Source organism: Pseudomonas sp. DW-iso3, assembly GCF_058725305.1.
Genome location: NZ_JBZXDZ010000001.1, coordinates 154,027 through 176,145, shown reverse-complemented (window position 1 = coordinate 176,145; position 22,119 = coordinate 154,027). Strand labels below are relative to the sequence as shown.

The following is a 22,119-nucleotide window of genomic DNA, read 5'->3' as shown; positions in this document are numbered from 1 at the left end:
ATGACACGCGTTCGAACCGATCATAGTGGATCGGTTCGGGACTCCGTGCGGCCTGAAGCAGCTTGTTCAGCTGTTGTTCAGATCAGGCTCAGCGGCGGACCGGGCGCTTCTGCAGCTTGCGCTGCAAGGTACGGCGGTGCATGCCCAGGGCGCGGGCAGTGGCGGAGATGTTGCCTTCGTGCTCGGTCAGCACGCGCTGGATGTGTTCCCACTGCAGGCGGTCCACCGACATCGGGTTTTCCGGCACCAGGGTGTCCAGGTCGGCGTGCTCGGAGAGCAAGGCCGCCAGTACGTCGTCGGCGTCCGCCGGTTTGCACAGGTAGTTGCAGGCGCCGCGCTTGATCGCCTCGACGGCCGTGGCAATGCTGGAGTAACCGGTGAGGATCACCACGCGCATTTCCGGGTCGAGCTCCAGCAGCTTGGGCAGCAGCACCAGGCCGGAGTCGCCGTCCATTTTCAGGTCGAGCGCCGCGTAGTCCGGCAGGTCGGCCTGGGCGATGGTGAAGCCCTCCTCGGCAGACCCTGCAGTGCTGACACGGAAACCGCGACGGCTCATGGCGCGCGCCATCACGCGGGTAAAGGTGGCGTCGTCATCTACCAGCAACAGGTGCGGCAGTTCTTCGCCTTCGACTTGGATCTCGTCACTCATCGATATCTCCTCGTGCGACACGGGGCAGGCGCAGCTCGGTGAGCGTGCCACCTTCCTCATGACTATAGAGCTTCACTGAGCCGCCCGCGCGGGTCACGCTGGCCTTGCTCAAAAACAGGCCGAGGCCGAAGCCTTTGCCCTTGGTGGTAAAGAAGGGTTTGCCGATCTGCTCGGCAATGGCCAGCGGCACACCCGCGCCGTGGTCGCGAATGCTGATGGTCACGTCTTCGGCGTCCCAGTCCAATTGCACGCCCAGGCCGTCGGGGCAGGCGTCGGCCGCATTGTTCAGCAGGTTGAGCAGCGCCTGGGTCAGATCCGGTGGCGGCGCCATGCGCGGCACGCTGCCCTGGCCCAGCAGGTGGAAACGGTAACTGGCTTCGGGACGCATCAGGTGCCAGCGGTTCAGGGCTTCGTCGAGCCACTGGGTCACGTCCTGCATCTCCACTGCCAGGCGGCGATTGGCTTCGGCGGCGCGTACCAGTTGCTGCAACGTCTGCTTGCATTGCTTGACCTGTTCGCGCAGCACGCCGAGATCTTCCTGCAGCGCCGGGTCGTGATGGTCCTGGGTCATTTCGTTGAGCAGCACGCTCATGGTGGCCAAAGGTGTGCCCAGTTCATGGGCGGCGCCGGCAGCCTGGGTGGCAACGGCCAGCAACTGCTGGTCGCGCAGGCCTTCTTCACGGCGAATGGCGCGCAATTCTTCCTGGCGACGCAGTTCTTCGGCCATGCGCGCGGCGAAGAACGTGATCACTGCGGCGGACAGGGCAAAACTCAGCCACATGCCGTAGATCTGCAGGTTTTCCCGGGCAATCGGAAAGGTTTGCAGCGGGTAGAACCGTGCCAGCAGCAAGGTGTAAAGCGTCAAGGCGATGCCCGACAGCACCACCGAGTAGCGCCACGGCAACGTCACCGCGGCGATGGTCAGGGGCACCAGGTAATACGAAACAAACGGATTGGTGGAACCGCCGGAGAAATACAGCAACACACTGTGGATAAACAGGTCGCAGGCCAGTTGCAGGGCGTATTCCAGCTCGGTCACCGGCCAGGTGGTGCGCAACCGGATCGCGGTAAACGCACAGAGCACGGTGGAGAAACCCAGGGTCACACCCAGTTGCAGCCACGGCAGCGGCAGCAAGTCGAACCAATAGGCGAGCCCGACGGAGCCGGCCTGTGCGGCCAGTACCAAGGTACGGATGAACGTCAGGCGCCAGAGGTTCTGGCGAGTGGCGGAAGTCAGTTTTACGGCGGCGAGCATGTGCTCTCCCGGTGAGCGCTGCAGGCGGATCGGCAGGAGTATAAACGAAGCAGGCAAGCTGGCACGGCGCGTGTGGCTCTTTGCCGCAGGCCAGGCAAATGACCGTTCGTCGGCATCCCCACAACTTGTAGCGAATGTGTAAACCCGAAGAACCCGATGTCACCGTCTACAGTCATACCGAACACGACTATCTCAAGGAGCTTCCATGTCTCGTTTCACTCGCAGTGCAGCCGCCCTCACCCTCAGCGTCGGCACTCTGGTCAGCCTGCCAGCACTGGCCGCTGACGCACTGAACTACAACCAGATTTCCCTGCGCGCCGAGGTCAGCCAGGAGGTGGCCCGCGACAAGATGATCGTGACCCTGTACACCGAATCCCAGAACAGCGACCCGGCCAAGCTCGCCGCCGAAATCACCACCACCATGAACAAGGCCCTGGGCCAGGCCCGTGAAGTCAAAGGCGTGACCCTGCGCCAGGGCAGCCGCAACAGCTACCCGATCTACGACAGCAAGAACCAGAAAATCACCGGCTGGCGTGAACGCGCCGAACTGCGCCTGGAAAGCGCAGACTTCCCGGCGCTGTCCAAGCTCACCGGCGAACTGCAGAGCACCCTGAAAATGGACAACATGGAGTTCTCCATCGCCGACGCTACGCGCAAGTCCAGCGAAGATGCGCTGCTCAAAGATGCGGTCGCCGCGTTCAAAGCACGCGCACAATTGGCCACCGATGCGTTGGGTGGCAAGGGTTACAAGATCGTCAACCTGAACTTCAACACCAACGGCTACCCGATGCCCTATGCCCGTGGCGGCATGATGATGAAAGCCGCCATGGCCGATTCGGCACCTACGCCAGAAGTGGAAGCCGGCACCAGCCAAGTCAACATGAGCGCCGATGGCGTGATTGAAGTGCAGATGCCGTGACCCCTACCTGATAAACCTGAACGGCGTTACCCTCGGTAGCGCCGTTTTCGTTTGGGCAGCTTACATATGCCTGCCACTTCAGGGGTCTCCATGGAAAGAATCGCCTTAAAACCGCTCCTCCTCGCTGCCGGCCTGCTGGCCTGCATGCCGCTGGCCCAGGCGGCCAGTACCCTGGTCTACTGTTCCGAAGCCAGCCCCGCCGGTTTCGACCCCAGCCAGTACACCAGCGGCACCGATTTCGATGCGTCCGCCGAAACCGTGTTCAACCGCCTGACCCAGTTCAAGCGCGGCGGCACCGAAGTCGAACCTGGCCTGGCGACAAGCTGGGATATCTCCCAAGACGGCCTGACCTACACCTTCCACCTGCGCGATGGCGTCAAGTTCCACACCACCGATTTCTTCAGCCCTACCCGCGATTTCAACGCGGATGATGTGCTGTTTACCTTCAATCGCCTGCTCGATGCGCAAAGCCCATTTCGCCAGGCCTACCCCTCCGAGTCGCCGTACTTCACCGACATGGGGTTGAACACCACGATCAAGAGCGTCGACAAACTCGATGACCACACCGTGCGGTTCAACCTGAACAACGTCGATGCGTCGTTCGTCCAGAACCTGGCCATGAGCTTCGCCTCGGTGCAGTCCGCCGAGTACGCCGCGCAACTGCTCAAGCAAGGCAAGGCCGAAGAGATCAACCAGAAACCGGTGGGCACCGGGCCGTTCGTGTTCAAGCGCTACCAGAAGGATTCGCAGATCCGTTACGTGGCCAATAAACAGTATTGGAAACCCGAGGACGTGAAGCTCGACAACCTGGTGTTTGCCATCACCCCGGATGCGGCGTCGCGCCTGCAGAAGCTCAAGGCCGGCGAATGCCAGGTCAGCGGTTACCCGCGCCCTGCAGATATCGAGGTGATGAAGCAGGACCCGAACCTGCATGTGCTGCAACAAGCCGGTTTCAACCTGGGTTTCCTGGCCTATAACGTGACCCACCCACCACTTGATCAGCTCAAGGTGCGTCAGGCCCTGGACATGGCCATCGACAAGCCGGCGATCATCAAGGCCGTGTACCAGAGCGCCGGACAATTGGCGCAGAATGCCCTCCCTCCAGCGCAGTGGTCTTATGACCCCACCATCAAGGATGCACCCTATGACCCGACCAAGGCCAAGGCGCTACTAAAAGAAGCAGGGGTTGCACCCGGTACCACCGTCAACCTGTGGGCAATGACCGTACAACGCGCGTCCAACCCGAACGCGCGCATGTCGGCACAAATGATCCAGCAGGATTGGGAAAAGGTCGGCATCAAGGCCAATATCGTCAGTTATGAGTGGGGCGAATACATCAAACGCGCCAAAAATGGCGAGCATGACGCGATGATTTATGGCTGGACCGGCGACAACGGTGACCCGGATAACTGGCTCGGCGTGCTCTACAGTTGTGCTGCGGTCAAGGGCAGCAACTACGCCAAATGGTGTAACCCGGCCTACGACAAACTCGTGCAGCAGGCCAAGGTCAGCAACGACCGCGAACAGCGCATCAAGTGGTATCAACAGGCACAGAAAATCCTTAAGGAACAAGTACCTATAACGCCTATTGCGAACTCGACGGTTTTCCAGCCGCTGCGCAAGGAAGTCAAAGACTTCAAGATCAGCCCCTTTGGGCTGACGCCGTTCTATGGCGTGAGTCTAGATAAGTAACAGCAACGCCCCAACCGAGTGCGCTAGACGCCTCGGCTGGTCATTTTTGGTGCACCTCCTGCACCGAAAAAACCCTCAAAATATGCGCAAATATGTACAAACTTTCATAATTGCGACATTCCTGTACGTTCGTACCACTGTTTCAGCCTCGCGACGGTTCAGCATCTTGCAATGGGTATGGCGCCTGCATAAGTATCCGCAGGCCGACTCACGAGGTCGCCCTCACCACCAAAAATGACAACAAATCATGAGGCCAACATGCTTAAACACGCAGTCATTCCGTTAATTGTTAGCGCTGGCCTTATGGCCGCAGCTCCTTTCGCCCAAGCGGCGACTAACCTGGTGTTCTGCTCCGAAGGGAGCCCGGCCGGTTTCGACCCAGGCCAGTACACCACCGGAACAGACTTCGATGCCTCGGCCGAAACCATGTTCAACCGCCTGACCCAGTTCGAACGCGGCGGTACCGCTGTGATTCCTGGGCTCGCCACCAGCTGGGACGTTTCCCCGGATGGCTTGACCTACACCTTTCACCTGCGTGATGGCGTCAAGTTCCACACCACTTCGTACTTCAAGCCGACCCGTACCTTCAATGCCGATGACGTACTGTTCACGTTCAATCGCATGATCAACAAGGACGATCCGTTCCGCAAAGCCTACCCCACCGAGTTCCCGTACTTCACGGACATGGGGATGGACACCAACATCAAGAACATCGAGAAAGTCGACGAGCACACTGTCAAGTTCACCCTTGGCACCGTGGACGCCGCTTTCATCCAGAACCTGGCAATGAGCTTCGCCTCGATCCAGTCGGCTGAATACGCCGCTCAACTGCTCAAGGAAGGCAAGCCTGCGGACATCAACCAGAAGCCGATCGGCACTGGCCCGTTCGTGTTCAAGAGCTACCAGAAAGACTCGAACATCCGTTACACCGGCAACAAGGACTACTGGAAACCTGAAGACGTGAAGATCGACAACCTGATCTTCGCTATCACCACCGACCCGTCGGTGCGTATCCAGAAACTCAAGAAAAACGAATGCCAGATCACCCTGTTCCCACGTCCGGCCGACCTCAAGGCGCTGGGCGATGACAAGGACCTGAAACTGCCGCACCAGGCCGGTTTCAACCTGGGCTACATCGCTTACAACGTCATGGACAAGGTCAAGGGCAGCGACCAGCCAAACCCACTGGCCGACCTGCGCGTACGCCAGGCGCTGGACATGTCGGTGAACAAGCAGCAGATCATCGACTCCGTCTACCAGGGCGCCGGCCAGCTGGCTGTCAACGCCATGCCACCGACCCAATGGTCGTACGACACCACCATCAAGGATGCCAAGTACGACCCTGAGAAAGCCAAGTCGCTGCTCAAGGAAGCGGGCATCAAGGAAGGTACCGAAATCGTTCTGTGGGCCATGCCGGTTCAGCGTCCGTACAACCCGAACGCCAAGCTGATGGCTGAAATGCTGCAGAACGACTGGAAGAAGATCGGTCTCAACGTGAAGATCACCAGCTACGAGTGGGGCGAGTACATCAAGCGCTCCAAAGGTGGCGAGAACCAGGCCATGATCATTGGTTGGAGCGGTGACAATGGTGACCCGGACAACTGGCTGAACGTGCTGTTCGGCTGCGACTCGCTGTCCGGTAACAACTTCTCCAAATGGTGCGACAAGAAATTCGACGGCATCGTGAAAGAAGCCAAGGCTACGTCGGACGTCGCCAAACGCACCGAGCTGTATAAGCAGGCGCAACATATCCTCAAAGATGCTGTCCCGATGACACCTATCGCGCACTCGACGGTGTATCAACCCATGCGTTCCACCGTGCAGGACTTCAAGATCAGCCCGTTTGGCTTGAACTCCTTCTACGGCGTGAGCGTCAGCGGCAAGTAAGGATCATTGACGGCGACGTTTCTTAACGTCGCCGTTATTGCATCCGCCTGGACCGTAGGAAACAGACCACGCTCGCAATCGTTGCGTCCTACAGCAACGAATTGCGATGCGTGACGCCGTTGCCTACAAGGTCAATCCGATTTGGTGCATTTACTGCCAGCTCCGCGACCCATAACGTCGTAGGACAGCAGAGTCTCCAAATGCGGAAAGGCACTTGCTGCGTATGGGATCAGCGATGTCACCTTGGCCGAACGCCCGGGTGGTTGCTCGCTGATGACAACTACAAACAAGGATCGGGATCGTCATGCGCCATACCACCGTTCTATCCGCAATGTTTGCCACCAGCCTGCTGGCTGTGGCCACGATGAGCCACGCCGCCGACAAGCGGAGCCTGGTGTTCTGCTCGGAAGGCAGCCCGGCAGGCTTTGATACTGCGCAATACACCACCGCCACCGACAACGACGCGGCCGAGCCGCTGTACAACCGCCTGGTTGAGTTTGAAAAGGGCGAGACCGGTGTCGTACCTGCGTTGGCAACCAAGTGGGATATTTCGCCAGATGGCATGACCTATACTTTTCACCTGCGTGAAGGGGTGAAATTCCACAGCAACAAGGAATTCAAGCCGACGCGGGACTTCAACGCCGACGACGTGCTGTTTACCTTCAACCGCATGCTTGACCCCGACCATCCGTTTCGCAAGGCCTACCCCACCGAGTTCCCCTACTTCAACGGGATGAGCCTGAACAAGAACATTGCCAAGGTCGAAAAAACCGACCCGCACACCGTGGTGATGACCCTGAATACGGTCGACGCCGCGTTCATCCAAAACATCGCCATGAGTTTCGCCGCGATCCTGTCGGCTGAATATGCCGAGCAATTGCTCAAGGCCGGCAAGCCCAGCGACATCAACCAGAAGCCGATCGGCACTGGCCCCTTTGTGTTCCAGCGGTATCAGAAAGACTCGCAGATCCGCTATGTGGCCAACAAACAGTACTGGGACCCGAGCCGGGTCAAGCTGGACCAACTGATCTTCGCCATCAACACCGACGCTTCGGTGCGGGTGCAGAAACTCAAGGCCGGCGAATGCCAGGTCACCCTGCATCCGCGCCCAGCTGATGTCGACGCCCTCAAGGCCGACCCGAACCTGAAACTGCTGACCAAGCCCGGCTTCAACCTCGGCTACATTGCCTACAACGTGCGCCACAAGCCGTTCGACCAGCTCGAAGTGCGCCAGGCGCTGGACATGGCGGTGAACAAGCAGAGCATTCTCAACGCCGTGTACCAGGGCGCGGGGCAATTGGCGGTCAACGCCATGCCACCGACGCAGTGGTCCTACGACGACAGCATCAAGGACGCCGCCTACAACCCGGAAAAAGCCAAGGAACTGCTCAAGGCTGCCGGGGTGAAGGAAGGTACCGAGATCACCCTGTGGGCGATGCCGGTGCAACGTCCGTACAACCCCAACGCCAAGCTGATGGCCGAGATGCTGCAAAGCGACTGGGCCAAGATCGGCCTCAAGGTCAAGATCGTCAGCTACGAATGGGGCGAGTACATCAAGCGCACCAAGAACGGTGAGCACGATGTCAGCCTGATCGGCTGGACCGGTGACAACGGTGACCCGGACAACTGGCTGGGCACTCTCTACAGCTGCGACGCCATCGGCGGGAACAACTACTCCATGTGGTGTGACCCGGCGTACGACAAGCTGATCAAGCAAGCCAAGGTCGTGACCGACCGCGAACAAAGGACTGTTCTGTACAAACAGGCGCAGCAACTGCTCAAGCAGCAGGTGCCCATCACGCCAGTCGCCCACTCGACGGTCAACCAGCCGTTAAGCGCCAAAGTCGAAGGTTTCAAAGTGAGCCCCTTCGGCCGCAACGTGTTCTCGGGCGTCAGTATCACCCCATAAGAAAATAACCGGATTGCGCAGGGCGAGCCCCGCCTTGCTGCAAACGCGCGGCCTTTTGTTGGGATTTTTCCTACGCCAAACGTTTGCATGAGCTTGAACGAGTTACACACCCAATAGCCGGATCACCAAAAAAGACCGGCATTAAAAAGAGAACCAAAGGAGCTTCATTCATGAAACTGAGCAGCAAAGCGCTTCTGGCCCTGGCCATCAGCAGCATCACGGCTACCGCCTACGCTGAAACCACCAGCCAGGACTTCGTTCCGACCACTTTGGCCGGCACCAGCGCCCAAAGTGAGGCCAAAGGCTTTATCGACGGTCAAAGCCTGGGCGGTACCACGCGTAACTGGTACTCCAACGAAATGAAATTTCGTGGTCAGAAATTCGGTTACTACAAAAATGCCGCCGATAAAGCCGCAGATGTAAAAACCAACGTTTCCCGCCGTTACAACTGGGCCCAAGGCACCATCCTCAACTACTCCTCGGGCTTCACCCAGGGCACCGTTGGCGTGGCCACCGAAGTGGCGGCCTATAACTACATCGCGTTGATCGATGATCAAAAAGATATCGCTGGCGGCTCCAACCGCACCCTGGCCCACACTTACGGTGACGCCGTAGGCCAATGGAGCAAACTGGGCCTGGCCAACGTCAAGTTCCGTGTTTCGAACACGACCTTGACCGCCGGTCGCCAGAACTTCAGCAGCGGCATCATGGACACCATCGGCAACCGTGCGCTGCCTTCGAGCTTTGAAGGTGTGAGCTTCAACAGCGAAGAATTCAGCAACCTGTCGTTCCAAGGTGGCGTGTTTGACCGCGTTTCGCCACGTACCGAACAAAGCCTGTCGAAATTCCGCAGTGAGTACAGCAGCAGCGGCGTTGAGACCGACAAGGTCTACACCCTGGGCTTCAACTACCAGCCGCTGAAAAGCCTGAAAACCAGCGTCTTCGCCGCTAACGTCAAAGACTTCTGGAACCAGTACTACTTCGGCGCTACCCATGAACTGGGTGACAGCCAGGTACTGAGCCTGACCACAGGCCTGAACTACTACAAGACCGTCGACGAAGGCAAAAAGTTGATGGGCGAAATCGACAACGATACCTACTCGCTGTCGCTCGGCCTGACTCACCAAGCTCATAGCCTGACCTTCTCGTACCAGGAAGTGAACGGTAACGAGTACTTCGACTACCTGCACGAAACCAACGGCATCTACCTGGCCAACTCCCTGACCTCTGACTTCAACGGTCCAAACGAGAAGTCCTTCCAGGTTGCCTACGCCATCAACATGGCCGAATACGGCGTTCCAGGCCTGAAGTTCAACATCTACTCGGCACGCGGCTGGGGCATTGACGGGACTCACTACCGTGGCGACAACGGCGTGAAAGACTTCGCCTACAACGGCATCCAGGCCCAGAACGGCGAACACCACCAGGAATACGGCATTGGTTCTTCCTATGCGATCCAGAGCGGTCCTCTGAAAGCGACTACTGTTCGCGCCACCTACGTGACGCACCGCGCCAGCGAAAACCAGTCTGACGGCAACCTGCGCGAATTCCGCCTGGTTACTACCATCCCATTCAACATTCTTTAATTAGCGCCAGGTAGACGGCGGGCTCAGGACGAGCCCGCCATCTACGCTTGTCTGGTCCCATCGATTGCAGAGGGCTCTGAATGAAAATGCTCCCGCTACAAGCCGCTATGGCTGCCGCGCTGTTGAGCGTGGCGATCGGCGTTTCGGCCAAACCACTGGTGGTCTGCACCGAAGCCAGCCCGGAAGGTTTTGACCCGGTCTTGTACACCACGGCCGTGACCGCTGACGCCGCGGCTGAAACCATGTTCAACCGCCTGGTGGACTTCAAGCCCGGCACTACCGAAGTGGTTCCCGCGCTGGCCAAAGACTTGCCCGAGATCAGCGCCGATGGCCTGACCTACACCTTTCACCTGCGTGACGATATCAAGTTCCACACCACCGATTACTTCAAACCCACGCGCAACATGAACGCCGACGACGTGCTTTGGAGTTTCCAGCGTCAGCTGGACCCGAATCACCCGTGGCATAAAAAGTCCCTCGTGGGTTACCCGTACTTCGAAAGCATGGGCTTCAAGGAACTGCTCAAGAGCGTAGAAAAGACTGACGATCACACCGTCGTCTTTACCCTGACCCGTCCTGAAGCACCGTTCCTGGCCGACCTGGGCATGGCATTCTCTTCAATCCATTCGAAGGAATACGCCGACCAGTTGCTCAAATCCGGCAAGACCGAAGACCTCAACGCCAAGCCCATCGGCACGGGCCCGTTCGTCTTCACCCGCTACCAGAAAGACGCTCAGGCGCGGTTCAAGGCCAACCCCGACTACTTCCGTGGCAAACCGGCAGTCGACCCGTTGATCCTGGCGATCAGCACCGATAACAACGTGCGCCTGCAGAAGCTCAAGGCCAACGAATGTCAGATCGCGTTGTTTCCCAAGCCCGATGACATTCCAAGCATCAAGAAAGACCCGAACCTGAAAGTCGACGAACTGGCGGCGATGACCACCAGCTACACCGCGTTGAACACCACGCACAAATACATGAGCGATGCGCGGGTCCGTCACGCGATCAACATTGCGTTCGACAAGGCCGGCTATACCGAAGCCCTGTTCGGCAAAGGCAATGCGGTGGTGGGCACCGGCCCTTATCCGCCGACCTTGCTGGGTTTCAACGAAAAACTGAAGAACCCGCCCCGCGATCTGGACAAAGCCCGCGCGCTGCTCAAGGAAGCCGGCGTACCGGAAGGCACCGAGTTCACCCTGTTCACCCGCAACGGCGGCGGCCCGACCAACCCTAACCCGATGCTCGGCGCACAGCGCATGCAGGCGGACCTGGCGCAGATCGGCCTGAAGGTGAATATCAAAGTCATGGAATGGGGCGAAATGCTCAAGCGTGCTAAAAACGGCGAGCACGACATGGTTTCGGCTGGGTGGGTGGGTGATAACGGCGACCCGGACAATTTCCTGACCCCGAACCTGAGTTGCGATGCAGCGAAAAACGGCGAAAACTACGCCCGCTGGTGTAACAAAGAGTTTCAAGACTTGATCGACAAAGCTCGCGCCATCGCTGAACCCGCCCAGCGCGCTGCACTCTATGAACAAGCACAGGACGTTTTCGATAAGGACCAACCATGGCTTCCCATGGCTTACCCGAAACTGTTCACCGCCATGCGCAAGAACGTAGAAGGCTTCACCCAAAGCCCTCTGGGTACAAATAACTTCGCCACCACCCAGGTGAAGTAAATAAGAAAAACGCTCGGCGCCGTCGCTATTGACGGCGCCGGACCTGCCTAACCGGCTGATTGAGGTACACGACAAGATGTTTAGTTTTATTGCCCGCCGACTGGGGTTATTGATCCCCACGTTTTTCGGCATAACGTTGCTCACGTTTGCGTTGATTCGCATGATCCCTGGCGACCCCGTCGAAGTCATGATGGGCGAGCGGCGCGTCGACCCCGAGATGCACGCACAGGCAATGGAACGCCTTGGTCTTAACAAGCCGCTGTATGCGCAATACCTGGATTACGTCGGCAAACTGGCCCAGGGTGACCTTGGCGAATCGCTGCGTACCCGCACCAGCGTGTGGACTGAATTCACTGCCCTCTTCCCGGCGACCCTGGAACTGTCCATGGCCGCCCTGTTGTTCGCCGGTATCCTGGGCCTGTTGGCCGGGGTGATCGCGGCGCTTAAACGAGGATCCCTGTTCGACCATGGGGTGATGGGCATCTCCCTCGCGGGATACTCGATGCCGATCTTCTGGTGGGGCCTGATCCTGATCATGTTCTTCTCGGTCAGCCTGGGCTGGACCCCGGTGTCCGGGCGTATCGACCTGCTTTACGACATCGAGCCGCGCACCGGCTTCATGCTGATCGACACCCTGCTGGCTGACGAGCCGGACGCGTTCTGGGATGCCCTGCACCACCTGATCCTGCCGGCCATCGTGCTCGGTACCATTCCGCTGGCGGTGATCGCACGGATGACCCGTTCGTCGATGCTCGAAGTGCTGCGCGAAGACTACATCCGCACCGCCAAGGCCAAAGGCCTGTCGCCGGCGCGCGTGGTGTTCGTGCACGGCCTGCGTAACGCACTGATCCCGGTATTGACCGTGGTCGGCCTGCAAGTCGGCACGCTGTTAGCCGGTGCGGTATTGACCGAAACCATCTTCTCCTGGCCCGGCATCGGCAAATGGCTGATCGAAGCCATTGGCGCGCGGGACTACCCGGTGGTGCAGAACGGCATCCTGTTGATCGCCTGCCTGGTGATCCTGGTGAACTTCGTGGTGGATATCCTCTACGGCTTCGCCAACCCACGCATCCGTCACCAGCGCTGAGATCATGACCATGACCACACCTACTCCAGTGTCAGCAGTCGATCAAAGCCTGCTGTACCCGTCTCCGTACAAAGAATTCTGGCAAGCCTTTTCCAAGAACAAAGGCGCGGTTGCCGGCCTGCTGTTCATGTTGCTGATCGTGTTCTGCGCGATCTTTGCCCCGTGGGTTGCACCACATAACCCGAGCGAGCAATACCGCGACTTCCTGCTGACCCCGCCAGCCTGGCTGGAAGGTGGGCAGATGCAATTCCTGCTGGGCACCGACGAACTGGGCCGTGATTTGCTCTCGCGCCTGATCCAGGGCTCGCGCCTGTCCTTGCTGATCGGTTTGTCGTCGGTGGTGATGTCGCTGATCCCGGGGATCCTGCTGGGTCTGTTCGCCGGGTTCTTCCCGCGCTTGCTCGGCCCGACCATCATGCGCCTGATGGACATCATGCTGGCCCTGCCGTCGCTGCTGCTGGCTGTAGCCATTGTCGCGATCCTCGGCCCTGGCCTGATCAACACCGTGATCGCCATCGCGATCGTGTCGTTGCCGTCCTATGTTCGCCTGACCCGCGCTGCGGTAATGGGCGAGCTGAACCGTGACTACGTGACCGCCGCCCGCCTCGCCGGCGCCGGCCTGCCACGTCTGATGTTCATCACCGTGCTGCCCAACTGCATGGCGCCGCTGATCGTTCAGGCCACCTTGAGCTTTTCCTCGGCGATCCTCGATGCCGCGGCTCTGGGCTTCCTTGGCCTTGGTGTACAACCGCCAACCCCGGAGTGGGGCACCATGCTGGCTTCGGCCCGTGACTACATCGAACGCGCCTGGTGGGTGGTGAGCCTGCCTGGTTTGACCATTTTGCTCAGCGTGCTGGCAATCAACTTGATGGGCGACGGCCTGCGCGATGCGCTGGACCCGAAACTCAAGAACGCCGCCTGAGGAGATTCCCATGTCACTGTTAGAAATCAAGAATCTCAACGTCCGCTTCGGCGACAAGACCGCCGTGCCGGTGGTCGATGGCCTCGACATCTCCGTCGACAAAGGTGAAGTACTGGCGATCGTTGGTGAGTCGGGTTCGGGTAAATCCGTGACCATGATGGCGCTGATGGGCCTGATCGAACACCCCGGCATCGTCACCGCCGACGCGCTGAACTTCGACGGCAAGGACATGCTCAAGCTGAGCAACCGCCAGCGCCGTCAGATCGTCGGCAAAGACCTGGCGATGGTATTCCAGGACCCGATGACTGCACTGAACCCCAGCTACACCGTGGGTTTCCAGATTGAAGAAGTGCTGCGCCTGCACCTGAAAATGTCCGGCAAACAAGCGCGCAAGCGTGCCATCGAGTTGTTGGAAAAAGTCGAAATTCCAGGCGCTGCCAGCCGTATGGATGCCTACCCGCATCAACTGTCCGGCGGTATGAGCCAGCGTGTCGCAATCGCCATGGCGATTGCCGGCGAGCCGAAACTGCTGATTGCGGATGAGCCGACGACTGCACTGGACGTGACCATCCAGGCGCAGATCATGGAACTGCTGCTGGCCCTGCAGAAAGAACAGAACATGGGCCTGGTGCTGATCACCCACGACCTCGCGGTCGTGGCGGAAACCGCCCAGCGCGTGTGCGTGATGTACGCCGGCCAAGCCGTGGAAGTCGGCCAGGTACCGCAACTGTTCGACATTCCAGCGCACCCTTACAGCGAAGCGCTGCTCAAGGCGATCCCGGAGCACAGCCTCGGCGCCACGCGCCTGGCCACGCTGCCCGGTATCGTACCCGGCCGCTATGACCGTCCGCAGGGCTGCCTGCTGTCGCCGCGTTGCCCTTACGTGCAGGAAAACTGCCGTACCCAGCGTCCCGACCTTGACCCGAAAACCAACAGCCTCGCGCGCTGCTTCTACCCCTTGAACCAGGAGGTGGCGTAATGGCCGTCGTTCTTACCGCCCGCGACCTTACCCGTCACTACGAAGTGTCCCGCGGCCTGTTCAAGGGCCACGCCACGGTGCGTGCCCTCAATGGCGTGTCCTTCGAGCTCGAAGCCGGCAAGACCCTTGCGGTTGTAGGCGAGTCGGGTTGCGGCAAATCCACCCTGGCCCGCGCGCTCACATTGATTGAAGAGCCGTCTTCCGGTTCCCTGAAAATCGCCGGACAAGAAGTCGCGGGCGCCGACAAGGCCCAGCGCAAGCAACTGCGCAAAGACGTGCAAATGGTGTTCCAGAGCCCGTACGCCTCGCTGAACCCACGGCAGAAAGTCGGTGATCAACTGGCCGAGCCGCTGCTGATCAACACCAACCTGTCTGCCGCCGAACGCCGCGAGAAGGTACAGGCGATGATGAAGCAAGTGGGCCTGCGCCCTGAGCATTATCAGCGCTACCCGCACATGTTCTCCGGCGGCCAGCGCCAACGGATCGCCCTGGCCCGCGCCATGATGCTGCAACCGAAAGTGTTGGTGGCGGATGAACCGACTTCCGCGCTGGACGTGTCGATCCAGGCCCAGGTGCTCAACCTGTTCATGGACCTGCAGCAGGAATTCAACACCGCCTACGTGTTCATTTCCCACAACCTGGCAGTGGTGCAACACGTTGCCGACGACGTGATGGTGATGTACCTCGGTCGCCCAGTGGAGGTCGGTCCCAAGGAAGACATCTACGCACGCCCGCTGCACCCGTATACGCAGGCGCTGCTGTCGGCGACCCCGACCATCCATCCAGACCCGAACAAGCCGAAGATCAAAATCGTCGGCGAGCTGCCCAACCCGCTGAACCCGCCGCCCGGCTGCGCCTTCCACAAGCGCTGCCCGTATGCGACCGCGCGATGCAGCACCGAGGAGCCGCAACTGCGGCCGTTGGATAACCGTCAGGTGGCTTGCCACTACGCGGAGCAGTTCGTCGCGTGACATCGCAACAAAAATGCCCTGGGTGATCAGCCCAAGGCATTGCAAGTGTTCTACAGCCCTTCCCATCAGGTTGCGCATCAGCCGGGTGGGAGGGGCTTTCTTTTGGGCGATGCCTACGTCTGGCTGTCGCCCTCATCGTCCGGATCATCACTGTCCGGTTCGTCGGTGGTGGGATCATCATCCCCCTCACTGCCACCCTGGTCCTTGTCGCCAGGCTCCGCCTCAGACTTCGCCAATTGCAGATCCTGGCGATGCCCAGAAGACCCAACACTGCTCTGCAGCGGGTTATGCGCCCAGGCCGACGACATCCCCAACGACAACAGCACCAGCACCTTTATCAACAGCAAGACTCGTTGAAAAATACTCATGGTTGATTCCGTCCAGTCAGTAGGTAGATCCCACGCGACAGCCGTTTACCGCCGCCAGCGTTGACGCTAGTCGCGATGCCGGGATTGCGCCAGGTATCAGGTTTCGCCGTCGTCGTAGGTTTCACTGTCCTCGCCATCGTTGTAGGGATTTTCCTGATCTTCCTTCGGGGCGGGCTGGGCTTGCGGTTTCCAGCTGCCGGAGTTGACCTCTTGCTGCTTTTTCTTGGTGACAGGGCCGGTGTCTTTCCATTGGGGCGTTCCAGCGCCCGCCAGCGCCCAATTGCCGGCCAGCCCCAGAGCCGCCAGCAACATCAGCTGAACGGCACGTTGAGTTATACGCAAGGTCGCCTCCTGATCCGTCGGTGAGTGGGTGAAGTAGTTGAATACGCTAGACCCGATGCGGGCTTCTTGCCAATCGATCGCCATGCGCGGATCAAAATGTGGTGTTCAGCGCCCACAAAAAAGGGCGAAGCCATGACAGCCTCGCCCTTTTATAAACCGCTCAGACCTTAATGGTGCTCACGGGTTGCGCGGAATTTCACATCTGGCCAGCGCTCTTCCATCAGCGCCAGGTTGACTCGGGTCGGGGCCAGGTAGGTCAGGTGACCACCGCCATCCACCGCCAGGTTTTCCACGGCCTTGTTGGAGAACTCTTCCAACTTCTTCTTATCGCTGCAATCGATCCAGCGCGCGGAGTACACAGTGATCGGCTCATACGAGCACTCAACCTTGTATTCCTCTTTCAGGCGGCTGGCGACCACATCGAACTGCAGCACGCCGACGGCGCCGAGGATGATGTCGTTGCTGCGCTCGGGGAAGAACACCTGGGTGGCGCCCTCTTCCGCCAATTGCTGCAAGCCTTGGCGCAGTTGCTTGGATTTCAGCGGGTCACGCAGGCGGACGCGGCGGAACAGTTCCGGTGCGAAGTGCGGGATACCGGTGAACCCCAGCGCTTCGCCTTCGGTGAAGGTGTCGCCGATCTGGATGGTGCCGTGGTTGTGCAGGCCGATGATGTCGCCCGCGTAGGCTTCCTCGAGCTGTTCACGCTCGGAGGAGAAGAACGTCAGGGCGTCGCCGATGCGTACGTCCTTGCCGGTGCGCACGTGGCGCATCTTCATGCCTTTTTCGTATTTACCGGAGCAGATGCGCATGAAGGCAATACGGTCGCGGTGTTTAGGGTCCATGTTCGCCTGGATCTTGAACACGAATCCGGTGAACTTCTCTTCGACCGGCTCTACGGTGCGTTCGTTGGCGACACGTGCCAACGGGCGCGGGGCCCAATCCACTACAGCGTCGAGCACATGGTCGACACCGAAGTTGCCTAGGGCGGTACCGAAGAACACCGGGGTCAACTGGCCGTCGAGGAATTCCTGCTGGTTGAACTCATGGCAGGCGCCCTGCACCAGTTCCAACTGGTCGACAAAGCGGTCGTACTCGTCACCCAGGTGGGCGCGGGCTTCGTCGGAGTCGAGTTTCTCGATGATCTTGGTTTCGGTGCGCTCGTGACCATGGCCGGCGGTGTAGACAATGATGTAGTCGTCGGCCAGGTGGTAAACGCCCTTGAAGTCGCGGTAGCAACCGATCGGCCAGGTGATCGGTGCGGCCTTGATCTTCAGGACGGCTTCGATTTCATCGAGCAGCTCGATCGGGTCGCGGATGTCGCGGTCGAGTTTGTTGATGAAGCTGACGATCGGCGTGTCACGCAGACGGCACACGTCCATCAGCGCGATGGTGCGCGGCTCGACGCCCTTACCGCCGTCGAGGACCATCAGTGCCGAGTCCACCGCAGTCAGGGTGCGGTAGGTGTCTTCGGAGAAGTCTTCGTGGCCCGGGGTGTCGAGCAGGTTGACCATGTGGTCGCGATACGGGAACTGCATGACCGACGTGGTAATGGAAATACCCCGTTGTTTTTCCATTTCCATCCAGTCAGAGGTGGCATGGCGGTCGGATTTGCGGGATTTCACCGTGCCGGCCACCGCGATTGCCTTGCCCATCAGCAACAGCTTCTCGGTGATGGTGGTTTTACCGGCATCGGGGTGGGAAATAATGGCGAAAGTGCGGCGTTTCGCGACTTCGGCGGCCTGGTGGGTCATGGGAAATCGCCTGGCAGGTGAGTCAAAAAAGGGCGGCGAGTATAGCGCAAACCCAGGCAGCCAGACCACCGTTCAGCCCATTGGGGGTGGCTAAATGCTGCCAAGTGTGGAACCTTTTAAAAGGTAGAGACGTCCACTCCCCTGCTACCGCACTCGGAACAGGGGCTGATAAATCAGCAAGTTAGCCTGACGAGGCTGCGCTCATGGCTCGATCGCATACCGCGTTGCCGGTATCGGCGAGCTGCATTTCGCGACCACATTCAGAGGCAGCCAAGCATGGCATGCCACGAAGGAATGTGTTCGCCGACAGAAGAAAAAAGGAGTCCGCCTGTGGCTATTCGCTATGGCAAAGGGCTGATAGGAGGAGCGGTTGTCGTCGCCCTCTTGGCCCTGCTGGTCCACTGGATCGGCATCAACACGATCGAACTGTACCGCGACGATTTGTTGTTTTACCTGCAAGCTCATCTGATCCTGGTTCTTGTCTCCATGCTGGCCGCCCTGATTGTGGGGATCCCCGCCGGTATCCTGCTCAGTCGACCGAACATGGTCGGGCGTGCAGAACGCTTCATGCAGATCTTCAACATCGGCAACACCGTCCCTCCCCTGGCCGTACTGGCCATCGCCCTCGGCGTCCTCGGCATCGGCAGCGGCCCTGCGATTTTCGCCCTGTTCCTCGCCTCCTTGCTGCCCATTGTGCGCAATACCTACGAAGGCCTGAAAAACGTGCAGGGTTCCTTGAAGGAAGCCGCCGTCGGCATCGGTATGACACCGCGCCAAGTGCTGTTTCGCGTCGAATTGCCCAACGCCGTGCCGATCATCATCGGTGGCGTGCGCGTGGCGCTGGCGATCAACGTCGGTACCGCACCGCTGGCCTTCCTGATCGGCGCCAACAGCCTGGGCAGCCTGATCTTCCCCGGCATCGCCCTGAACAACCAGCCGCAATTGCTACTCGGCGCCGCGTGCACCGCGCTGCTGGCGTTGTTGCTTGACGGTCTGGTGACCATGGCCAGCCGCCTCTGGTTGGAACGCGGGTTGCGTCCGTCTTAAGGCTTGGCAAAGGAAATCACATGAAAAGACTGACCCTGATATTGAGCTGCGTCCTGCTGTTTGCAGGCATTGCGCAAGCCGCCGAAAAACCGGTGATCCGCATCGGCGCCCGGGTGTTCACCGAACAGACCCTGCTCGCCGAAATCACTTCCCAGTACCTGCGCACCAAGGGCTACGACGCCCGTGTGACTGGCGGCCTGGGCAGCAACCTGGCGCGCAGTGCCCAGGAAAGCGGGCAACTGGACCTGATCTGGGAGTACACCGGCGTGTCGCTGGTGGCCTACAACCATGTCGACGAGAAACTCGACAGCGAACAGTCCTACGCTCGAGTCAAAGAACTCGACGCTAAAAAAGGCCTGATCTGGCTCTCGCCGTCGCGCTTCAGCAATACCTACGCCCTGGCCCTGCCCGAGAACGTGGCCAAGGAGTTCCCGCAGATCAACAGCATCAGCGACCTGACCCACGCCCTGGCGGAAAAAACCAAAGGCACGCGCCTGGTGGCGCTGGACACCGAGTTCGCCAACCGGTCCGACGGCATGGGCGGCATGGTCAAGCTGTATGACATGAACCTCACGCGTAAAAACACCCGGCAGATGGACGCCGGCCTGGTCTACACCGCCCTGCGTAACGGTCAAGTGTTTGCCGGTTTGGTCTACACCACCGATGGTCGCCTGAACGCCTTCAAACTGAAGCTGCTGGAAGACGACAAGCATTACTTCCCGGACTACACCGCCGCACCGGTGATCCGTCAGGCGTATCTCGACCAGCATCCAACCCTCGCGGCTGAACTCAAGCCGCTGGCCGATCTGTTCGACGACGAAACCATGCGCCAGTTGAACGCGCGGGTCGACGTCGACCATGAAAGCCCATCCGCTGTTGCCGCCGACTTCCTGCGCCAACATCCCATCAATCAATAAGAGGAGAAGACATGGAATTCCTGAACGCCTTTTCCCATCTTGATTGGGCCCAAGTCCTACAACTGACCGGACAGCACATCACCTTGGTCGGCATCGCCGTGATCCTCGCGATCCTGATCGGCGTGCCCCTGGGCATTCTGATGACACGCTTTCCGACCCTGGCCGGTCCGCTGCAAGCCAGCGCCACCGTGTTGCTGACTGTACCGTCCATCGCGCTGTTCGGTCTGCTGCTGCCGTTCTATTCCAAGTTCGGCCAGGGCCTGGGGCCGATGCCGGCGATCACCGCCGTGTTCCTCTACTCCCTGCTGCCGATCATGCGTAACACCTACCTGGCCCTCACCGGGGTGGAACCGGGCATTCGCGAAGCCGCACGCGGCATCGGCATGACCTTCGGCCAGCGCCTGCGCATGGTCGAGCTGCCCATCGCCGTGCCGGTGATCCTCGCCGGTGTGCGCACCGCCGTGGTGATGAACATTGGTGTCATGACCATCGCCGCCACCATCGGCGCCGGTGGCCTGGGTGTACTTATTCTGGCTTCCATCAGCCGCAGCGACATGTCGATGCTGATCGTTGGCGCCGTGCTGGTCAGTCTCCTGGCCATCTTCGCCGACCTGCTTCTGCAATGGCTGCAACGCTCGCTGACTCCAAAAGGATTGCTCAAATGATCGAACTTCAAAACCTGTCCAAGACCTTCCAAAGCAACGGCAAGACTGTGACGGCCGTGAACGATGTAAGCCTGACCGTCAATGAAGGCGAGATTTGCGTCTTTCTCGGCCCGTCGGGCTGCGGCAAGAGCACCACGCTGAAAATGATCAACCGCCTGATCAAGCCCACCTCGGGCAAGATCCTGATCAATGGCGAAGACACCACCGACCTCGACGAAGTGACCCTGCGTCGCAACATCGGTTATGTGATCCAGCAGATCGGTCTGTTCCCCAACATGACCATCGAGGAAAACATCGTGGTCGTGCCTAAATTGCTCGGCTGGGACAAGCAGAAATGCCATGACCGCGCCCGCGAGTTGATGAGCATGATCAAGCTGGAGCCCAAGCAATACCTGCACCGCTACCCGCGTGAGCTGTCGGGTGGCCAGCAACAGCGCATCGGCGTGATCCGTGCCCTGGCGGCCGATGCGCCACTGCTGCTGATGGACGAACCGTTCGGCGCGGTCGACCCGATCAACCGCGAGATGATCCAGAACGAGTTCTTCGAGATGCAGCGCGCGCTGAACAAGACCGTGATCATGGTCAGCCACGACATCGACGAAGCCATCAAGCTGGGCGACAAGATCGCCATCTTCCGCGCCGGCAAGCTGTTGCAGATCGATCATCCGGACACCCTGCTCGCCCACCCGGCCGACGAATTCGTCAGTAACTTCGTGGGCCAGGACAGTACCCTCAAGCGCCTGTTGCTGGTGAAGGCCGAAGATGCGGCGGACAACGCACCGTCGGTGAGCCCCGAGACGCCGGTGGCCGATGCATTGGAATTGATGGATGAGCATGACCGCCGCTACATGGTGGTCACCTGTGCCGAGAACAAAGCACTGGGTTATGTCCGACGTCGCGACCTGCACCGTCAGACCGGGACTTGCGGCCAGTACCTGCGCGAGTTCAACGCGACGGCGGCGTATGACGAGCATCTGCGCATCCTGTTGTCGCGCATGTATGAGTTCAACCGGTCGTGGCTGCCGGTGATGGATGCGGAGCGGGTATTCCTCGGCGAAGTGACCCAGGAGTCGATTGCCGAGTACCTGAGTTCCGGTAAGTCCCGTGGGGGCAAGACCAGTATTGTGTCGCCTGCCGAGACCGCCCTGGCCTGATATGACTCGACTCGGTTAAAACATGTGGGAGCGGGCTTGCTCGCGAATACGGAGTGTCAGTCACTGAATAGAGTGACTGATGCAGCACTTTCGCGAGCAAGCCCGCTCCCACATTTGGTCTGAGGTGTGCCAGGGAAATTCCAGCGAATTGCCCCTTCCGGGGAACATCATTCCGTCATACCTGTCGGTTACATAAGTAGCTGCACCGGTTCCCGCGACGAACGCGTGCAAAAACGCGACATTTTTAGTTGATCTATGGCCTCTCACGTCCTAAAGTTCGCGCCGAACGTCCATGCTGGAAACGATCCATCCGGCTCAAGTACTGACGACGAGACAGCAA

Annotated in this window: 19 protein-coding genes; 14 read left to right on the top strand and 5 right to left on the bottom strand. The window is 59.6% G+C overall.

Features of this window, described 5'->3' with window-relative positions; genetic code table 11:
* Positions 1–88: 88 nt before the first annotated feature.
* Together AC4PS7_RS00840 and AC4PS7_RS00835 are read right to left on the bottom strand one after the other, a co-directional pair.
* Complete coding sequence (locus AC4PS7_RS00840; RefSeq protein ID WP_010213178.1) at positions 89–649, bottom strand: response regulator transcription factor; 561 nt, start codon at positions 647–649, stop codon at positions 89–91.
* Positions 642–1,904 carry an ATP-binding protein gene (locus AC4PS7_RS00835; protein WP_010213179.1) on the bottom strand — a complete coding sequence of 421 codons (1,263 nt, stop codon included), beginning with the start codon at positions 1,902–1,904 and terminating at the stop codon, positions 642–644. Before AC4PS7_RS00835 ends, AC4PS7_RS00840 begins: the two co-directional genes overlap by 8 nt.
* A 205-nt stretch (positions 1,905–2,109) precedes the next feature.
* On the opposite strand from AC4PS7_RS00835, the gene AC4PS7_RS00830 reads away from it, so the two are divergent.
* From AC4PS7_RS00830 to AC4PS7_RS00785, 10 genes are all read left to right on the top strand, one after another.
* Entirely contained in the window at positions 2,110–2,823 is a 714-nt protein-coding gene (locus AC4PS7_RS00830; protein WP_010213182.1) for an SIMPL domain-containing protein, read from the top strand.
* A 90-nt stretch (positions 2,824–2,913) separates the two neighbouring features.
* Positions 2,914–4,515, top strand: a complete 1,602-nt coding sequence (locus AC4PS7_RS00825; protein ID WP_010213185.1) for an ABC transporter substrate-binding protein — start codon at positions 2,914–2,916, stop codon at positions 4,513–4,515.
* A gap of 258 nt (positions 4,516–4,773) precedes the next feature.
* Positions 4,774–6,402 carry an ABC transporter substrate-binding protein gene (locus AC4PS7_RS00820; RefSeq protein ID WP_010213186.1) on the top strand — a complete coding sequence of 543 codons (1,629 nt, stop codon included), beginning with the start codon at positions 4,774–4,776 and terminating at the stop codon, positions 6,400–6,402.
* Between the two features lie 331 nt (positions 6,403–6,733).
* Positions 6,734–8,311 carry an ABC transporter substrate-binding protein gene (locus tag AC4PS7_RS00815; protein ID WP_492179214.1) on the top strand — a complete coding sequence of 526 codons (1,578 nt, stop codon included), beginning with the start codon at positions 6,734–6,736 and terminating at the stop codon, positions 8,309–8,311.
* A 170-nt stretch (positions 8,312–8,481) separates the two neighbouring features.
* A complete protein-coding gene (locus AC4PS7_RS00810; RefSeq protein WP_010213189.1) occupies positions 8,482–9,897 on the top strand; it encodes an OprD family outer membrane porin in 1,416 nt (471 codons plus the stop codon).
* An 80-nt stretch (positions 9,898–9,977) separates the two neighbouring features.
* Positions 9,978–11,576 (top strand): ABC transporter substrate-binding protein, encoded by a 1,599-nt coding sequence (locus AC4PS7_RS00805; RefSeq protein ID WP_010213190.1) that lies wholly within the window; start codon positions 9,978–9,980, stop codon positions 11,574–11,576.
* Positions 11,577–11,652: 76 nt separating this feature from the next.
* Positions 11,653–12,663, top strand: a complete 1,011-nt coding sequence (locus AC4PS7_RS00800; protein WP_003171721.1) for an ABC transporter permease subunit — start codon at positions 11,653–11,655, stop codon at positions 12,661–12,663.
* A 10-nt stretch (positions 12,664–12,673) separates the two neighbouring features.
* The gene (locus AC4PS7_RS00795; protein WP_010213191.1) at positions 12,674–13,585 is read left to right on the top strand and encodes an ABC transporter permease subunit; all 912 of its coding nucleotides are present in this window, start codon (positions 12,674–12,676) and stop codon (positions 13,583–13,585) included.
* Between the two features lie 10 nt (positions 13,586–13,595).
* Positions 13,596–14,564 carry an ABC transporter ATP-binding protein gene (locus AC4PS7_RS00790; RefSeq protein WP_010213192.1) on the top strand — a complete coding sequence of 323 codons (969 nt, stop codon included), beginning with the start codon at positions 13,596–13,598 and terminating at the stop codon, positions 14,562–14,564.
* On the top strand, positions 14,564–15,535 hold the full coding sequence (locus tag AC4PS7_RS00785; protein ID WP_010213193.1) for a peptide ABC transporter ATP-binding protein: 972 nt from the start codon (positions 14,564–14,566) through the stop codon (positions 15,533–15,535). Before AC4PS7_RS00790 ends, AC4PS7_RS00785 begins: the two co-directional genes overlap by 1 nt.
* A gap of 113 nt (positions 15,536–15,648) precedes the next feature.
* Here the strand turns inward: AC4PS7_RS00785 and AC4PS7_RS00780 are convergent, their stop codons facing one another.
* The 3 genes from AC4PS7_RS00780 to AC4PS7_RS00770 all read right to left on the bottom strand — a co-directional run bounded on the left by AC4PS7_RS00780 (position 15,649) and on the right by AC4PS7_RS00770 (position 17,996).
* A complete protein-coding gene (locus AC4PS7_RS00780) occupies positions 15,649–15,903 on the bottom strand; it encodes a hypothetical protein (RefSeq protein WP_492179026.1) in 255 nt (84 codons plus the stop codon).
* 96 nt (positions 15,904–15,999) lie between these two features.
* Entirely contained in the window at positions 16,000–16,329 is a 330-nt protein-coding gene (locus tag AC4PS7_RS00775) for a hypothetical protein (protein ID WP_021491899.1), read from the bottom strand.
* Positions 16,330–16,412: 83 nt separating this feature from the next.
* Positions 16,413–17,996 carry a peptide chain release factor 3 gene (locus tag AC4PS7_RS00770; RefSeq protein ID WP_010213196.1) on the bottom strand — a complete coding sequence of 528 codons (1,584 nt, stop codon included), beginning with the start codon at positions 17,994–17,996 and terminating at the stop codon, positions 16,413–16,415.
* A gap of 330 nt (positions 17,997–18,326) precedes the next feature.
* Between AC4PS7_RS00770 and AC4PS7_RS00765 the strand changes: the two genes are divergently transcribed.
* The 4 genes from AC4PS7_RS00765 to AC4PS7_RS00750 are packed head-to-tail and all read left to right on the top strand — an operon-like array spanning position 18,327 to position 21,779.
* The gene (locus AC4PS7_RS00765; RefSeq protein ID WP_003215977.1) at positions 18,327–19,043 is read left to right on the top strand and encodes an ABC transporter permease; all 717 of its coding nucleotides are present in this window, start codon (positions 18,327–18,329) and stop codon (positions 19,041–19,043) included.
* A 20-nt stretch (positions 19,044–19,063) separates the two neighbouring features.
* Positions 19,064–19,960 carry a glycine betaine ABC transporter substrate-binding protein gene (locus AC4PS7_RS00760; protein ID WP_010213199.1) on the top strand — a complete coding sequence of 299 codons (897 nt, stop codon included), beginning with the start codon at positions 19,064–19,066 and terminating at the stop codon, positions 19,958–19,960.
* 11 nt (positions 19,961–19,971) lie between these two features.
* Positions 19,972–20,625, top strand: coding sequence for an ABC transporter permease (locus AC4PS7_RS00755; RefSeq protein WP_010213201.1), 654 nt, complete (start codon positions 19,972–19,974; stop codon positions 20,623–20,625).
* On the top strand, positions 20,622–21,779 hold the full coding sequence (locus tag AC4PS7_RS00750; RefSeq protein ID WP_010213202.1) for an osmoprotectant ABC transporter ATP-binding protein OsmV: 1,158 nt from the start codon (positions 20,622–20,624) through the stop codon (positions 21,777–21,779). The genes AC4PS7_RS00755 and AC4PS7_RS00750 overlap by 4 nt, the downstream gene beginning before the upstream one ends.
* Positions 21,780–22,119: the final 340 nt, after the last annotated feature.

Excerpts from the sequence above, each read along its gene's own strand:
- AC4PS7_RS00830 (WP_010213182.1), top strand. The coding sequence starts at position 2,110 with ATGTCTCGTTTCACTCGCAGTGCAGCCGCCCTCACCCTCAGCGTCGGC.
- AC4PS7_RS00810 (WP_010213189.1), top strand. The coding sequence starts at position 8,482 with ATGAAACTGAGCAGCAAAGCGCTTCTGGCCCTGGCCATCAGCAGCATC.
- AC4PS7_RS00795 (WP_010213191.1), top strand. The coding sequence starts at position 12,674 with ATGACCACACCTACTCCAGTGTCAGCAGTCGATCAAAGCCTGCTGTAC.
- AC4PS7_RS00760 (WP_010213199.1), top strand. The coding sequence starts at position 19,064 with ATGAAAAGACTGACCCTGATATTGAGCTGCGTCCTGCTGTTTGCAGGC.
- AC4PS7_RS00750 (WP_010213202.1), top strand. The coding sequence starts at position 20,622 with ATGATCGAACTTCAAAACCTGTCCAAGACCTTCCAAAGCAACGGCAAG.
- AC4PS7_RS00805 (WP_010213190.1), top strand. The coding sequence starts at position 9,978 with ATGAAAATGCTCCCGCTACAAGCCGCTATGGCTGCCGCGCTGTTGAGC.
- AC4PS7_RS00835 (WP_010213179.1), bottom strand. The coding sequence starts at position 1,904 with ATGCTCGCCGCCGTAAAACTGACTTCCGCCACTCGCCAGAACCTCTGG.
- AC4PS7_RS00785 (WP_010213193.1), top strand. The coding sequence starts at position 14,564 with ATGGCCGTCGTTCTTACCGCCCGCGACCTTACCCGTCACTACGAAGTG.
- AC4PS7_RS00770 (WP_010213196.1), bottom strand. The coding sequence starts at position 17,996 with ATGACCCACCAGGCCGCCGAAGTCGCGAAACGCCGCACTTTCGCCATT.
- AC4PS7_RS00755 (WP_010213201.1), top strand. The coding sequence starts at position 19,972 with ATGGAATTCCTGAACGCCTTTTCCCATCTTGATTGGGCCCAAGTCCTA.
- AC4PS7_RS00825 (WP_010213185.1), top strand. The coding sequence starts at position 2,914 with ATGGAAAGAATCGCCTTAAAACCGCTCCTCCTCGCTGCCGGCCTGCTG.
- AC4PS7_RS00775 (WP_021491899.1), bottom strand. The coding sequence starts at position 16,329 with ATGGCGATCGATTGGCAAGAAGCCCGCATCGGGTCTAGCGTATTCAAC.
- AC4PS7_RS00840 (WP_010213178.1), bottom strand. The coding sequence starts at position 649 with ATGAGTGACGAGATCCAAGTCGAAGGCGAAGAACTGCCGCACCTGTTG.
- AC4PS7_RS00800 (WP_003171721.1), top strand. The coding sequence starts at position 11,653 with ATGTTTAGTTTTATTGCCCGCCGACTGGGGTTATTGATCCCCACGTTT.
- AC4PS7_RS00790 (WP_010213192.1), top strand. The coding sequence starts at position 13,596 with ATGTCACTGTTAGAAATCAAGAATCTCAACGTCCGCTTCGGCGACAAG.
- AC4PS7_RS00780 (WP_492179026.1), bottom strand. The coding sequence starts at position 15,903 with ATGAGTATTTTTCAACGAGTCTTGCTGTTGATAAAGGTGCTGGTGCTG.
- AC4PS7_RS00815 (WP_492179214.1), top strand. The coding sequence starts at position 6,734 with ATGTTTGCCACCAGCCTGCTGGCTGTGGCCACGATGAGCCACGCCGCC.
- AC4PS7_RS00820 (WP_010213186.1), top strand. The coding sequence starts at position 4,774 with ATGCTTAAACACGCAGTCATTCCGTTAATTGTTAGCGCTGGCCTTATG.